Origin of the sequence: Shewanella sp. MF05960 (assembly GCF_050849305.1) — a bacterium.
Taxonomy (GTDB): domain Bacteria; phylum Pseudomonadota; class Gammaproteobacteria; order Enterobacterales; family Shewanellaceae; genus Shewanella.
On sequence record NZ_JBOZPS010000013.1, the window covers coordinates 79,976 to 93,683 of the forward strand.

Annotated in this window: 16 protein-coding genes and 1 pseudogene; 10 read left to right on the forward strand and 7 right to left on the reverse strand. The window is 42.7% G+C overall.

Annotated elements, in window-relative coordinates:
• Nucleotides 1-122: 122 nt before the first annotated feature.
• The 7 genes and pseudogenes from btsR to suhB form a co-directional block, all read right to left on the reverse strand.
• Nucleotides 123-830, reverse strand: a complete 708-nt coding sequence (gene btsR / locus ACROAE_RS13940) for a two-component system response regulator BtsR (protein ID WP_432402742.1) — start codon at nt 828-830, stop codon at nt 123-125.
• Nucleotides 827-2,454 (reverse strand): annotated as a pseudogene (locus ACROAE_RS13945) (LytS/YhcK type 5TM receptor domain-containing protein). Before ACROAE_RS13945 ends, btsR begins: the two are co-directional and overlap by 4 nt.
• Before the next feature lie 151 nt (nt 2,455-2,605).
• Nucleotides 2,606-2,950, reverse strand: a complete 345-nt coding sequence (locus tag ACROAE_RS13950) for a replication protein RepA (protein WP_432402744.1) — start codon at nt 2,948-2,950, stop codon at nt 2,606-2,608.
• A complete protein-coding gene (locus ACROAE_RS13955) occupies nt 2,937-3,605 on the reverse strand; it encodes an AAA family ATPase (protein ID WP_432402746.1) in 669 nt (222 codons plus the stop codon). The genes ACROAE_RS13950 and ACROAE_RS13955 overlap by 14 nt, the downstream gene beginning before the upstream one ends.
• 106 nt (nt 3,606-3,711) lie before the next feature.
• Entirely contained in the window at nt 3,712-4,014 is a 303-nt protein-coding gene (locus ACROAE_RS13960) for a PilZ domain-containing protein (RefSeq protein ID WP_432402748.1), read from the reverse strand.
• Between the two features lie 142 nt (nt 4,015-4,156).
• The gene (locus ACROAE_RS13965; RefSeq protein ID WP_432402750.1) at nt 4,157-4,567 is read right to left on the reverse strand and encodes a phosphate-starvation-inducible protein PsiE; all 411 of its coding nucleotides are present in this window, start codon (nt 4,565-4,567) and stop codon (nt 4,157-4,159) included.
• A 158-nt stretch (nt 4,568-4,725) separates the two neighbouring features.
• On the reverse strand, nt 4,726-5,529 hold the full coding sequence (suhB, locus tag ACROAE_RS13970) for an inositol-1-monophosphatase (RefSeq protein ID WP_432402752.1): 804 nt from the start codon (nt 5,527-5,529) through the stop codon (nt 4,726-4,728).
• Nucleotides 5,530-5,679: 150 nt separating this feature from the next.
• Between suhB and trmJ the strand changes: the two genes are divergently transcribed.
• From trmJ to ACROAE_RS14020, 10 genes are all read left to right on the forward strand, one after another.
• A complete protein-coding gene (gene trmJ, locus ACROAE_RS13975; protein WP_432402755.1) occupies nt 5,680-6,402 on the forward strand; it encodes a tRNA (cytosine(32)/uridine(32)-2'-O)-methyltransferase TrmJ in 723 nt (240 codons plus the stop codon).
• A gap of 17 nt (nt 6,403-6,419) precedes the next feature.
• Nucleotides 6,420-7,241, forward strand: coding sequence for a serine O-acetyltransferase (cysE, locus tag ACROAE_RS13980; RefSeq protein WP_432402757.1), 822 nt, complete (start codon nt 6,420-6,422; stop codon nt 7,239-7,241).
• 231 nt (nt 7,242-7,472) lie between these two features.
• Nucleotides 7,473-7,934 carry a Fe-S cluster assembly transcriptional regulator IscR gene (gene iscR, locus ACROAE_RS13985; protein ID WP_432402759.1) on the forward strand — a complete coding sequence of 154 codons (462 nt, stop codon included), beginning with the start codon at nt 7,473-7,475 and terminating at the stop codon, nt 7,932-7,934.
• An 81-nt stretch (nt 7,935-8,015) separates the two neighbouring features.
• Nucleotides 8,016-9,230 carry an IscS subfamily cysteine desulfurase gene (locus ACROAE_RS13990; protein WP_432402761.1) on the forward strand — a complete coding sequence of 405 codons (1,215 nt, stop codon included), beginning with the start codon at nt 8,016-8,018 and terminating at the stop codon, nt 9,228-9,230.
• Nucleotides 9,231-9,262: 32 nt separating this feature from the next.
• Nucleotides 9,263-9,646, forward strand: a complete 384-nt coding sequence (gene iscU, locus ACROAE_RS13995) for a Fe-S cluster assembly scaffold IscU (protein ID WP_011637877.1) — start codon at nt 9,263-9,265, stop codon at nt 9,644-9,646.
• Nucleotides 9,647-9,660: 14 nt separating this feature from the next.
• Entirely contained in the window at nt 9,661-9,984 is a 324-nt protein-coding gene (gene iscA / locus ACROAE_RS14000) for an iron-sulfur cluster assembly protein IscA (protein WP_432402763.1), read from the forward strand.
• 49 nt (nt 9,985-10,033) lie between these two features.
• Nucleotides 10,034-10,558, forward strand: coding sequence for a co-chaperone HscB (hscB, locus tag ACROAE_RS14005; RefSeq protein ID WP_432402765.1), 525 nt, complete (start codon nt 10,034-10,036; stop codon nt 10,556-10,558).
• A 65-nt stretch (nt 10,559-10,623) separates the two neighbouring features.
• Nucleotides 10,624-12,483: a Fe-S protein assembly chaperone HscA gene (gene hscA / locus ACROAE_RS14010; RefSeq protein ID WP_432402767.1), complete on the forward strand. Its 1,860-nt coding sequence runs from the start codon at nt 10,624-10,626 to the stop codon at nt 12,481-12,483.
• A gap of 8 nt (nt 12,484-12,491) precedes the next feature.
• Nucleotides 12,492-12,827, forward strand: coding sequence for an ISC system 2Fe-2S type ferredoxin (gene fdx, locus ACROAE_RS14015; RefSeq protein WP_432402769.1), 336 nt, complete (start codon nt 12,492-12,494; stop codon nt 12,825-12,827).
• Between the two features lie 143 nt (nt 12,828-12,970).
• Entirely contained in the window at nt 12,971-13,600 is a 630-nt protein-coding gene (locus ACROAE_RS14020) for a TetR/AcrR family transcriptional regulator (protein WP_432402771.1), read from the forward strand.
• The last annotated feature ends 108 nt before the right edge of the window (nt 13,601-13,708 follow it).

Here is a 13,708-nt window from a genome sequence, read left to right on the forward strand (position 1 = left end):
CTTAGTGTCTAATAGGGGTCAAACTCGGTAACAGGTTTAATTGACGGGTTAAGCGGTAAATAATGCGCTTCAAGCGTTTTACCCTTGGGAAAGCGTGTTACCTGTCTCGCATCAACATACTATTAAAAGCCTAATAATTGCTTTAATTCTTTAAGATAGCGGCGTGAAACAGGCACTTTAGCGCCACTGTGAGTGGTGACATCTGCTCCTGTGTCGGTTATTTCAATTTCAGAGATAGCATCAGGTGAGAGTAGGTATTGTTTATGGCAGCGAAATAACGCGGTTTTTTCTTCGAGCACTTTAAGTGTTAATTGCGTATGACTAAAACCGTGACGACAATGTACGTGAATACCGCCTACATCACTGACGATAAACTCCACATCAGCTGTGGTAACCACTTTAAGTTTACTGCCGCTGTAACAGGGTAAATGCACTAATCGCTTAGGTAAGATGGGATCTAAGAGTTGAGGTGCCATATTGGCTCTGACTTTCTCTAATGTTTGATTGAAGCGCTTTTCATCTATGGGTTTTAATAAATAATCAAAAGCATTGTTATCAAATGCCTTTATTGCGTATTCGTCAAAGGCGGTGATAAATACCGCCCGAGGCATTTGCTCAGGATTGAGCATGGCAATTAATTCCATTCCATTTATCCGTGGCATTTGGATATCAACAAAAATCAGGTCGGGTTTTAATCGATTAATGTGCTGTAACGCTTCTATCGCATTACCACATTGCGCTAGGACTTCAATATCAGAGTGTTTCTCCAGAAGATCGGCTACTTCTTGGCGGGCAAAGGGCTCATCGTCAATAATTAAACAGCGGATCATAATGTGGCCTCTTCAAGGGGAATACGCACTTGCACACAAGTGAATTCATCTGTTTTGCAGTGAACCTCGATACCGTATTGTTCACCAAAAAGATTTTGTAATCGTTTATGGACTAAGTTCATGCCTAGTCCCTCAGTATTGGTTGAAGGTTGGTATAACCCGGCATTGTCAGTAACACTGAGGAGTAGGTCATTGCCGTCGGTGCTGGCTTCAACATTTATCACGCCTTCGTCTAACAACAATGATGTGCCATGTTTTACTGCATTTTCAATTAATGGTTGTAAGGTAAATGCAGGCATTTTGTGATGATGATAAATGGCGGGAATGTTGATGCTGACATTAAGCTTGTCGATAAACCGCGCATGCTCAATGGCGAGATAAGCATCGATATGTTCTAGCTCATCAGCTAGGGTGACCAAACCTGTGGTGCGAGTGAGGTTGATGCGCAAAAATTGCGATAATTGTTTAATCAGCTTTTTGGCCATGGGTGGGTCACGACTAATAATCGCGCCAATGGTATTTAAGGCATTAAATAAAAAATGTGGATTAACCTGGGCGTGGAGTAATTTAATTTCGGCTTGCATGAGTAAGTTTTTTTGTTGTTCAAAGCGGCCATATAGAATTTGGTTAGACAGCAGACGTGCAATTCCTTCACCTAGGGTGCGATTGATATTTAAAAACAACTTATTTTTAGGCTCATACAATTTAATGGTACCGACGACTTCGTCGTTGCTACGCAGTGGGATCACTAAACTTGAGCCAAGATTACAATGATTCGAGATTGAGCAAGTATAGGTAGTGTCTACGCCGTCAGCAAACATGACTTCATTTTGAGCTATGGCATCTAAGGTTATTTGAGACGAAATCGGCGTATTAGGTAAATGATGGTCGGCGCCAATACCGATAAAGGCCAATAATTTATGACGGTCAGTAATGGCAACCGCACCAACACGGGTTTCTTCAATGATGATTTGCGCGACTTTTTGGCTAGACTCTTCGTTAAACCCTTTCGATAAAATACCGACACTGCGTTCGGCGATTTTCAGCGCATTAGTTGAAAAGCTCGATGACAATTTATCGAACATGGCTTTTTGATCGCGAACGATACTCATAAACATGGCTGCACCAAGCGAGTTAATGAGTAACATTGGCGGTGCAATAACATAAACCAAAGCCCAGGCTTGATCGAAAGGTTTAGCAATTAATAAAATTAGGCTCATTTGCATCAGTTCAGCACAAAATGTCACCATAAAGACTTTAGACGGTGAATACACCGACTCTGATTTGCCTGCTTTGTTTAAGTAGTAGCTGACTAACCCCGCTGATAGACCTTCAAGGGTTGTGGATATTGCGCAGGCTATATCGGTAAATCCGCCCATAGAATAGCGGTGTAATCCACCGGTGAGACCCACGAAAAAACCGGTCACTGGTCCACCTAATAATCCGCCGAGCACAGCGCCCATGGTTCGAGTATTGGCAATTGCACCGGTAGTTTGCTCACCAAAATAGGTCGCCATAATACAAAAAGTGAAAACACCACATAAATAAAAACTTTGTGCGATAGGCGCTTTGAACCCTCAGCAAAAAATTTAAATAGCGGTGTTTTACTGACTAAGTAGACGATAACGAGTTACACGCACATTTGTTGCGTGAGTAATAAAATCAACGACATGGTTTCTCACAAAATAATGGTATTAGAGGGCAGTTGCATACCCGACTAAGGTCGCGGAGCTAAATTAGAATGCGTGAATAATATTACGGAAAATCAAGTGCGGTTAACGAGACGACTTACTTAATATGGTTAATTGGTCGTTGTCATGTTGCTGATAAAATTCATCTATCAGGACTCTGAGAATTTTAGATTTAGCCACTTTGGTGGTTTTGGCAATTTCATCAAGTTGTGAAATGCTTTTTTCGGTGAGAGTAAATGTCGCATGGCGATAGATTTTAGTGCTCTTTTTATCGAGACCTTTAAGAAACTGTGCCGTAGTTTGACTCGGTGCTATTTGCCCCGCTGTTTTACCTAATGCATAGTTATTTGCATCTTCAATAAAGTCATCCACAGACACCTTTTGGAGGGTGTCTTTGGGCTTTTTACGCTTGAGATCAGTTAAACTCATAACGATTTTCTGGCGGTATGGCAAAAAGCTCATCGGCAATGGCGCGAATTTCGTCGGCCGCTTTACCTTCGGGTTCGATTTCGAGGACCGACGAGCCGCTTTCTTCGCTGTCATCGTAGATATTACGACTAAAGGTGACCGAGTCTAGCGCACGTAATCCAAATGATTGCACAACCTCTTTGGCTTCTAAAATACGCTTACCTTGTGACGGTAGTGCAGGGCATTGAGTAATCACAATCGACGCCACCATTTTAGGGTTAACCATTTTACAGGTGCTAAGCATGTCTTCCATGTGCGGCAATGTTTTTAGGTCGCGGCGCTTTGGTCTTAATGGAATTACCACATAAGTTGCCACTGACATCGCTGCACGCATCGCGAGGTTATCTTGGCCGCCACAATCGACAATAACATAGTCAAATCGCTCATCGAGGCTCAACAGATCATTACGAATTTTGCCATAGAGTTGAATACAATTAATGGCTTTTAAGCTGGGGTCATTGTTTCGGGCTTGGATCCAATCTGATGTGGTACGCTGAGGATCGCAATCTACCATCAACACATTGGCATCGAATTTTTGGGTTATGTATACCGCAAGGTTTTGCGCTAAACAGCTTTTTCCGCTGCCACCTTTTTCTCCACCAACGAGCAATATCATGTTTCGGTCCTCTATGCTTAACGTCGTATAACGTCGCAAATGGGTGATGCTGGTTATCTATTGAGTATAGAGCAGCCCACTCAGACTGCATGGAATATTCAATGCGTTAAATTAATTGCAGCGCAATATGGTAGCTTTGTGGAGTGCATTCGATACAGCGACACACTTGGCCTTTAATGGTATTTTGCTTAGGCGTGTTTTCGTTGAAGGTAATTGCGATGAGATCACCAAGTTTAAAAGCCGCTTTAAAGTCTAGCAATACGCCTTTTCGGGCTAAATCAATGCAAACCCCATAGTCCAGGCAAGACTCACCTTGGGCGTTTATCCAATCTAAACGTACCCGTTCTGCTTCCATATCAACTCTAAGTGAACCGCGTTTTTCGTCAAATCCTGTTGGCTCTTGGCCCATACTGTCGCTCCTTGAAAATCAAAACACTGAATTAATGGGTGTTGTCTTGCTACGATTAATCTTATTGTTAGCATAATTACTTTGTTAAGCAAGCGCTAAGGCAGAGTTAATGTTCAATAACCTTGGTTTTAATGACGCTATTCTAATTGTCGTAATCTTGGTTTTTAGGGTAAGGCATTTTTAACTGACCCCAACGGATCACAATGACAGTACACGCCAATACGATGGTCGATAGCGATATCGCTAAAATGCGCCAGTCTTCCATGGCCTTCATGTCTAAAATGAGATAACGCGCTAACGCGACGATGGCAATGTATAACGGCATGCGAATTGGGAGCTTACCCGACTCGATGTAGTTAACCACCATGGCAAGTACTTCAAGGTAAATGAACAGCAAGAGTAAGTCGGCTAATTCAACGGTGCGAATAGCGATCATGTGGAGAATTTCTTCACCGATAGCAAATAAGGTGGCTAGGGCAATAATGAACAGGACTAGATGTTCAAAGCTCTTTAAGGATTTGATGCTTAAATCTTTCGCTTTATGTAATGGCATAATGGTTATTCTGGACGCAAATGAATATCCATTATCGGTGAGTTTCGATAATTTGCCCAGTGATCTGGCTCAACTTTAGCAAATTCAAAGACAAAAAAACCGCTAATAGCCATAAATGCTACTAGCGGTGTTTAATCATGTCTTGTCGAGGGGAAAGCTTAGCGCTTTAATCCTTCGTTTAGTAACGGACGTATGGTTTTAACCAATTGCGTGGTTACTTTTGGACTACCAGCCACAATATTGCCAGATGTCATGTAGTTGTGAGCACCCATAAAGTCAGTGACGGTGCCGCCAGCTTCACGACAAATTAAGTCGCCAGCTGCGATGTCCCATGGCTTTAGACCAATTTCGAAGAAACCATCTAAACGGCCAGCTGCAACGTAAGCTAGGTCTAATGCTGCAGAACCGGTACGGCGTAAATCGGCACACTGCGGGAATACTTCAGCTAAAATAGCCATGTAGGTGTCAGTGTGTTGACGAGCCTTGAATGGGAAGCCAGTACCAATCATGGTATTGCTAAGGTCGTTAACATTGGTTACACGTAAACGGAAATCGTTTAGCTTAGCGCCTTTACCGCGTACGGCAGAGAACAGTTCTTCGCGAACAGGATCGTAAATAACGGCAACTTCAATTTTGCCTTTATATTGAACTGCGATAGAAACTGCGAAATGAGGAATACCACGAACGAAGTTGTTAGTGCCATCCAAAGGATCAACTATCCAAACGTAATCTTTGTCAGTACCACGGTTTTCACCGTCTTCTTCGCCCACGATAGTGTGATCTGGGTAAGATTTACGAATTTGATAAGTAATAGTTGCTTCTGCTTCCTTGTCTACACTAGTCACAAAATCATTAATACCTTTACTGCTAACCTCAACACGGTCAAGTTCAGTATAGGCGCGCATAATAGTTTGGCCCGCAGCGCGTGCAGCGCGTGTGGCAATAGTCAACATTGGATGCATTGCAATCCCCTGGATGTTAAAGAACGAGTAAAATAGCGCCCGCATTATACTTAATTTAGAGATTATATCAAATGCAGATTTTCATATAACGTAATAAACAACGACTGTGTTAATATATGGGCAATATTTTTTGTCAAAAGAAAGTCGTTCATGCTCAGTAATATTCGTGTTGTTTTAGTTGGAACATCTCACCCAGGTAACATTGGCTCTACCGCCAGAGCAATGAAAACCATGGGTTTATCTAATTTATATCTTGCAGAACCGCGTACCGAGCCTGATGGTCAATCTATCGCGCTTGCTGCAGGTGCATCTGATATATTAAAAAATCTCACTACGGTCGACTCTTTACAAGAAGCGATTGCCGATTGCAGTTTAGTGATTGCAACCAGTGCGCGTAGTCGTACATTAGATTGGCCTATGCTAGATCCACGTGAAGCGGGTCTAAAATTGACTCAAGAAAGTCTTACGGGTCCAGTGGCAATTGTATTTGGCCGTGAGAATCACGGGTTAAGTAATGAAGAATTACAACAATGTACTTATCATGTGGCTATTCCTGCCAACCCTGAATACAGCTCACTAAACTTAGCTCAAGCTGTGCAAATCATTTGTTATGAAACTCGAGTTGCTCATTTAGCGCAAACCGAAGCAGCGCCTGAAACTGAAGCGTATCCGTTAACGGTTGAGTTAGAACGATTCTTTGTTCATTTAGAGTCAACCTTGTCCAAAACGGGTTTTGTGATCAAAAACCACCCTGGTCAAGTCATGACAAAGTTACGTCGTTTATACACTCGTGCGCGTATTGAAGCCCCTGAGATGAATATTCTTCGTGGCATTTTGACTTCCGTTGACAAGAAAATGGATAAACAAGATTAATCCGTAAGGAACACACCATGGGCGTCATTGCTAGAATTAAAGAAGACATCGAGTCGATTTATCACCGCGATCCTGCGGCAAACAGTACTCTCGAGATTATATTTAACTATCCCGGTATGCACGCAATTTGGATCCATCGTATCAGTCATAAACTTTGGCGAGCTAATTGGCGCTTTACTTCACGATGTTTATCGACCTTTTCTCGGTGGTTAACTGGGGTTGAAATTCATCCCGGCGCTACAATAGGTCGACGTTTCTTTATCGACCATGGTATGGGCGTTGTTATTGGTGAAACGGCCGAAATTGGCGACGATTGCACGCTTTATCATAGCGTGACGTTGGGCGGGACGACTTGGCAGCCAGGCAAACGCCATCCGACCTTGGGGAACAACGTAGTTATTGGTGCAGGCGCTAAAATATTAGGGCCTATTACCATGCATGACGGTGCCCGCGTGGGGTCGAATTCTGTGGTTGTAAAAGATGTGGCTGTTGATAATACCGTCGTGGGTATACCTGGTCGTGTGGTGGCTACACCCACTAATCAGTCAAAAGAGAAAACCGAACGTCGCACAGAAATGGCTAAAAAGTATGGTTTTGATGCCTATGCGGTATCACCAGATAATCCCGACCCGGTGGCGAATGCAATAGGCCAAATGCTTGATCACATGCATTTAATGGATTCAAAAGTCCAAGAGTTGTGTCAAGCGATCCAGCAAATGGGCGGTGATGTGTGTACCAAAAAGTTGCCAGAATTAACCGTAGATGCGTTTGATGAAGCTGAACGAAATGCGGCAAGTAATCGTAAACAAGATATAGACAAGTTTGATCCAAGTATTTAACGATAGCTAAGTCATTGTAGATTCAGGTCAAATAAATAGCCGATAATGCGATTAATTGCCTTGTCGGCATTGAATCTTACAAGATAAAAAGGTTAAATACCCCAGCGAAAAATTAAACCTTTTTGTTATAAGACATGTCTTAATACCCGACTAGTTTAGTAGGATTAATACTTGACTAAATTAGTCGGGTATGGTGAAATTACTGCATACTTTTTGGGAGCAGTACAAGTTATGAAACTTACATCAAAAGGTCGCTATGCAGTGACAGCTATGCTGGATGTTGCTATTCACTCAGCTACTGGTCCAGTGCCCTTAGCCGATATTTCTGAAAGACAAGGTATCTCTTTGTCTTATCTTGAACAACTCTTCGCTAAGTTACGTAAACATGGTCTAGTGTCGAGTGTTCGCGGACCCGGTGGTGGTTACCGTTTAGGTTTAGAAGCCGTTGATATATCAGTTGGTATGGTCGTGCATGCTGTTGATGAATCTGTAGACGCCACTCGTTGTCAAGGAAAAGGTAACTGCCAAAGCGGTACTCGTTGCCTAACCCATTCGTTATGGGGTGACTTAAGTAAACAAATTTCTGAGTTTTTAGATGGTATTTCGCTTGCGGGCTTAATGCAAAAGCGAGACGTTCAGTTTATCTCGTTAAAGCAAGATGAAATACAAAAGGAACATAGAGTGAGTTTGTAACTCAACTATGTTGATTGAATATAATTATTATTTGTACGTTGTATGTAGCCTCATCTGAGACTGCTAAGTACGGAGTGTGTTATGAAGCTTCCTATCTATTTAGATTATGCCGCAACAACCCCTGTAGATCCGCGTGTCGCAGAAAAAATGATGCAACACATGACAATGGACGGCGTGTTTGGTAATCCAGCATCGCGTTCACATCGTTATGGTTGGCAAGCAGAAGAGGCGGTTGATGTCGCCCGTAATCAAGTTGCTGATTTGATTAATGCTGATCACCGTGAAATCGTATTCACATCAGGTGCGACAGAATCAAGTAACCTTGCGATTAAAGGTATTGCTCATTTTTATCATAAAAAGGGCAAGCACATCATCACCAGCAAAACTGAACATAAGGCAACGTTAGACACTTGCCGTCAGTTAGAGCGTGAAGGTTATGAAGTCACTTACCTTGAGCCAGAAGCCAACGGCATCATCCCAATGGAACGCTTAGAAGCGGCCATGCGTGATGACACTATTTTGGTTAGCATCATGCATGTTAACAACGAAATTGGTGTAGTTCATGATATCAATGCGATTGGTGAGTTATGTCGTTCAAAAGGTATTTTCTTCCACATGGATGCTGCGCAAAGCGCAGGTAAATTACCGATTGATGTGCAAACTACAAAAGTTGATTTGATTTCGATTTCAGGTCACAAGATGTACGGTCCTAAAGGTATCGGCGCGTTATATGTCCGTCGTAAGCCTCGTATTCGTCTTGAATCACAAATGCATGGCGGTGGGCACGAGCGTGGTATGCGCAGTGGTACACTTGCAACGCATCAAATTGTAGGTTTAGGTGAAGCTGCAGCAGTCGCTAAGCTAGATATGGCTGAAGACAGCGCGCGCATTACTCGTCTTCGTGACAAGTTATGGAACGGCATCAAGCACATCGAAGAAACTTATATCAACGGTGATATGGAACAACGCTACAGCGGTATCTTTAACGTGAGCTTCAACTTTGTTGAAGGTGAATCGTTAATGATGGCACTAAAAGACTTAGCGGTTTCTTCAGGTTCTGCCTGTACATCAGCCAGTTTAGAGCCGAGCTACGTATTACGTGCTTTAGGTCTAAACGATGAAATGGCACACAGCTCAATTCGTTTCTCTCTTGGCCGCTTTACTACCGATGAAGAAATTGAACACGCTATCAAAACGATAACTGAATCAATTGATAAGTTACGTGAAATGTCTCCTTTATGGGAGATGTTCAAAGATGGTATTGACCTGAATCAGGTTCAATGGGCACATCATTAATCGTATAACGACAAAGATTTTGGAGCAGTATCATGGCTTATAGCGAAAAAGTAATCGATCATTATGAAAACCCACGTAACGTAGGTTCATTTGACAAAAACGATCCATCAGTAGTCACCGGTATGGTTGGCGCACCTGCATGTGGTGACGTAATGAAGCTGCAACTTAAAATTAATGCTGATGGCATTATTGAAGATGCAAAATTCAAAACCTACGGATGTGGCAGCGCGATTGCATCAAGCTCGCTTGTCACAGAATGGGTTAAAGGCAAAAGTGTTGACGAAGCAGCAACCATCAAAAATGCTGATATTGCTGAAGAGTTAGCGTTGCCGCCGGTTAAAATTCATTGCTCAATTTTGGCAGAAGATGCCATTAAAGCAGCAATTGAAGAGTATAAAAGCAGACAAGCTAAGTAATACCTGGAGTTAAGATGGCTATTTCAATGACCCCCGCAGCGGCAGACCGAGTTAGATCGTTTCTTGCTAATCGCGGGAAAGGCCTCGGCTTGCGCCTTGGATTGAGAACATCAGGTTGTTCAGGTATGGCATACGTCATTGAGTTCGTTGACGATCTCAATGACGATGATGAGCTTTATACTATCGATGGTGTGAATATCATCATCGATGCTAAGAGCTTTATCTATTTGCAAGGTATTGAACTGGATTTTGTCAAAGAAGGCCTTAATGAAGGTTTCCAGTTCAATAACCCAAATGCAAAAGGCGAGTGTGGTTGCGGTGAGAGTTTTACCGTTTAATTATTCGCCTTTGCCGTTTTATCGAAAACCGTAAGCATGATATCTGCCCATGAATTATTTCGATCTGTTCAATCTAGAACCTGCCTTTGATATCGACACCGCCTTACTTGCAGAGCGCTACCGCGAACTGCAAAGGGCGGTTCATCCCGATAAATTTGCTAACGATACCGAGCAACAAAAATTGCTATCGGTACAGCGTACTTCGCAAGTTAATGATGGCTATCAAACCTTAAAAAATCCCTTACGTCGTGCTGAACATATGTTGAGCTTGCGTGGTATTGAATTAAGCCACGAAACCACCACACTTAAAGATGGTGCATTTTTGATGCAACAGATGGAGTGGCGTGAAGCATTAGAAGACATCCAGCACAGTAATGCACCTCAAGACTTAATTGACGAGTTATACGACTCTTTTGGCGAATTTGAATCGACGCTGTCGACTAAATTAACCTCGTTACTCGCATCGAGTGAAGATGCTGATGCATTATTGGCTGCAGATCAAATTCGTAAGCTAAAGTTTATGGCAAAATTGCAAGATGAATTGGCCCGTATTGAAGATAGCTTACTGGATTAGTTAATCAGTACATTCAAATTTTATGATTAGCATGGCTAATCAATAACACAACAAGTTGGAACACTATGGCACTGTTGCAAATTGCAGAACCTGGCCAAAGCGCCGCACCACACCAACACCGTTTGGCAGTGGGTATCGATCTTGGTACAACAAACTCGTTAGTGGCGACAGTGAGAAGTGGCCTAGCATCGACCTTAGCTGATGATAATGGTCGTCATTCTTTACCGTCGGTCGTGCATTATGGCCAAGACGCGGTACAGGTGGGTTATGAGGCGCAAGCTAAATCGGCTGTTGATCCGCAAAATACCATCGTCTCTGTTAAGCGATTTATGGGACGCAGTCTTGCTGATGTGCAATCTGGAGTACATAAACTGCCCTATGTATTGCATGCTAGCGAAAATGGTTTGCCGGTGTTTAGCACGCCAACAGGACATGTTAACCCTGTACAGGTGTCGGCTGAAATTCTAAAGCCATTAATTGCGCGCGCAGAATCAACATTAGGCGGTGAGCTACAAGGTATCGTGATTACCGTCCCCGCGTATTTTGATGATGCTCAACGTCAAGGCACTAAAGATGCCGCTGAATTATTAGGCGTCAAAGTATTACGTTTATTGAACGAGCCTACCGCAGCGGCTATTGCTTACGGATTAGATTCTAAGCAAGAAGGCGTGATTGCCATTTACGACTTAGGTGGCGGCACGTTTGATATTTCTGTGCTGCGTTTAAATCGCGGTGTTTTTGAAGTACTGGCAACCGGTGGCGATTCTGCACTTGGCGGTGATGACTTTGATCATCTTTTAGTGAGTCACTTACAACAAGTGTGGAATATCACCGAACCCAACAATCAGCTAGCACGTCAATTATTGATTGAAGCTCGCCGAGTGAAAGAAGCACTCACCGATAACGACAGTGTTGAAGCGCAAGTGTTGATTGATAATCAGTCTTTAACCGCTTTAGTTGATAAATCATTATTCAATGAACTGATTGGCGCATTAGTGAAAAAGACGATTGGCAGTTGCCGTCGTACGCTTCGTGACGCGGGTGTAAGCGTTGATGAAGTGATTGAAACGGTTATGGTGGGTGGATCAACGCGTGTACCTTTAGTGCGTGAACAAGTGGAAGCTTTCTTTAAGAAAACACCACTCACCTCTATAGACCCCGATCGTGTTGTGGCGATTGGTGCAGCGATCCAAGCCGATATTTTGGTCGGAAACAAACCTGAATCTGACTTATTATTGTTAGATGTCATTCCATTATCGCTTGGTGTTGAAACCATGGGCGGATTGGTTGAAAAGGTCGTTACACGTAACACGACTATTCCGGTCGCACGCGCACAAGAATTTACCACGTTTAAAGACGGCCAAACGGCGATGGCTTTTCATGTGGTACAGGGTGAGCGTGAATTGGTTGAAGATTGCCGTTCATTAGCGCGTTTTACGCTACATGGTATTCCGGCTATGGCCGCAGGTGCTGCACACATTCGTGTGACTTTCCAAGTGGATGCAGATGGATTACTCAGTGTCACGGCGATGGAGAAATCCACCGAAGTGAAAACCACCATTCAGGTTAAGCCTTCATTTGGTTTGTCTGACACTGAAATAGCAACCATGCTAAAAGATTCAATGAAGTATGCAAAAGATGACATTACTCGTCGTATGCTTGCGGAACAAAAAGTAGAAGCGGCGCGAGTGATAGAGTCATTAAATGCCGCATTAGGCAAAGACGGTGACTTACTTGATGAGCAAGAGCGTAAGCAATTAACAGACGCCATTGCGTTACTTGACGTTACTGCACAGCAAGACGATGTTGATGCCATCGAGAAAGCAATTGCTAGCCTTGATGATAAAACTCAAGATTTTGCGTCTCGACGCATGGATAATTCTATTAGAACGGCGCTAAAAGGGCAGTCGGTCAATAACATATAGGTGAAATAATGCCACAGTTAGTATTTTTACCCCATCAAGAGCTTTGTCCAGACGGCGCAGTACTTGAAGCAGAAGTTGGTGAGACCATTTTAAACGTTGCATTGCGCAATGGTATTCATATAGAACACGCATGTGAAAAATCGTGTGCTTGCACTACATGCCACGTTGTCGTGCGTGAAGGCTTTAATCAACTTGAAGAAAGTGATGAGCTAGAAGACGACATGCTTGATAAAGCTTGGGGTTTAGAACCTGAGAGTCGTTTATCTTGCCAAGCTAAAGTAGTTGATTGTGACATGGTGATTGATATTCCTAAGTACACGGTCAATATGGTTAGCGAAGGCTAAAAATAGTCGTAAATTAACAAGGGTAATGATGATGTCATTACCCTTTTTTGGATCTTATCCAACTGAATATACAGTTTAGTGTTGCTGTTTAGGATGAATTTTCGCATCATCACTTTAATCACGTCACCATCTGTACCTTTATTATGCCTGAGACAACCATTTTCCAGCCGAAACAACGACGCAGCCAAGATACCCAACAAAAATTGATTGCTGCATTACATCATTGCTTACAGGATAAATTTTTCGAACACATCAGTATCAAAGATTTAGCAGAACATGCTGGTGTATCAGTAGGCACTTTTTACCGGCGTTTTAAAGATAAAGAGTCACTGCTGCCATTGCTATATCAAGATTTTGGCCATGATCTTGACTTGTGGGTGAGTGAGTTAGAACAACAACACTGCAACGATTTAACTCAAGCATTACAATATATTTGCCAGCAGACATGTCAGTTTTTATGTAGCCGACAGAGTATATTCCGTACACTGCACCTCAATTCACGCTTGCATTCTGAGATTATAGCGTCAGATAAATTGGTTAATCGTGAGAATATTTACCAACGTATTTCAGCCTTAATATTAAGACACCAATCAGAAATAACGGTGATAGATAAAAGCCAATCTGCTGATTTAGCGGTGTTTATGATGGTGTCGACGTTATTAGATAAAGTATTGTATCCCACCTTAACTCCCGCATTAGCCAGTAAGCTCTCTCTTGATGCGTTTGCTGCCGAACTCCCCAAAGTATTAGTGGCTTATTTAAAGTCTGCTTAAGCGTTAGTTGGCTTTCATTCGGCTCCTTAGCAACAGTTGTTTGCAATATTGATGCGTCTCAAGTACATTATGTGAATTATGATTCGCATAAAAGTGTTTGTGGCGAGG

Coding starts and splice junctions, on each gene's coding strand:
- btsR (WP_432402742.1), bottom strand. CDS start 830: ATGATCCGCTGTTTAATTATTGACGATGAGCCCTTTGCCCGCCAAGAA.
- ACROAE_RS13950 (WP_432402744.1), bottom strand. CDS start 2,950: ATGAGTTTAACTGATCTCAAGCGTAAAAAGCCCAAAGACACCCTCCAA.
- ACROAE_RS13955 (WP_432402746.1), bottom strand. CDS start 3,605: ATGATATTGCTCGTTGGTGGAGAAAAAGGTGGCAGCGGAAAAAGCTGT.
- ACROAE_RS13960 (WP_432402748.1), bottom strand. CDS start 4,014: ATGGGCCAAGAGCCAACAGGATTTGACGAAAAACGCGGTTCACTTAGA.
- ACROAE_RS13965 (WP_432402750.1), bottom strand. CDS start 4,567: ATGCCATTACATAAAGCGAAAGATTTAAGCATCAAATCCTTAAAGAGC.
- suhB (WP_432402752.1), bottom strand. CDS start 5,529: ATGCATCCAATGTTGACTATTGCCACACGCGCTGCACGCGCTGCGGGC.
- trmJ (WP_432402755.1), top strand. CDS start 5,680: ATGCTCAGTAATATTCGTGTTGTTTTAGTTGGAACATCTCACCCAGGT.
- cysE (WP_432402757.1), top strand. CDS start 6,420: ATGGGCGTCATTGCTAGAATTAAAGAAGACATCGAGTCGATTTATCAC.
- iscR (WP_432402759.1), top strand. CDS start 7,473: ATGAAACTTACATCAAAAGGTCGCTATGCAGTGACAGCTATGCTGGAT.
- ACROAE_RS13990 (WP_432402761.1), top strand. CDS start 8,016: ATGAAGCTTCCTATCTATTTAGATTATGCCGCAACAACCCCTGTAGAT.
- iscU (WP_011637877.1), top strand. CDS start 9,263: ATGGCTTATAGCGAAAAAGTAATCGATCATTATGAAAACCCACGTAAC.
- iscA (WP_432402763.1), top strand. CDS start 9,661: ATGGCTATTTCAATGACCCCCGCAGCGGCAGACCGAGTTAGATCGTTT.
- hscB (WP_432402765.1), top strand. CDS start 10,034: ATGAATTATTTCGATCTGTTCAATCTAGAACCTGCCTTTGATATCGAC.
- hscA (WP_432402767.1), top strand. CDS start 10,624: ATGGCACTGTTGCAAATTGCAGAACCTGGCCAAAGCGCCGCACCACAC.
- fdx (WP_432402769.1), top strand. CDS start 12,492: ATGCCACAGTTAGTATTTTTACCCCATCAAGAGCTTTGTCCAGACGGC.
- ACROAE_RS14020 (WP_432402771.1), top strand. CDS start 12,971: ATGCCTGAGACAACCATTTTCCAGCCGAAACAACGACGCAGCCAAGAT.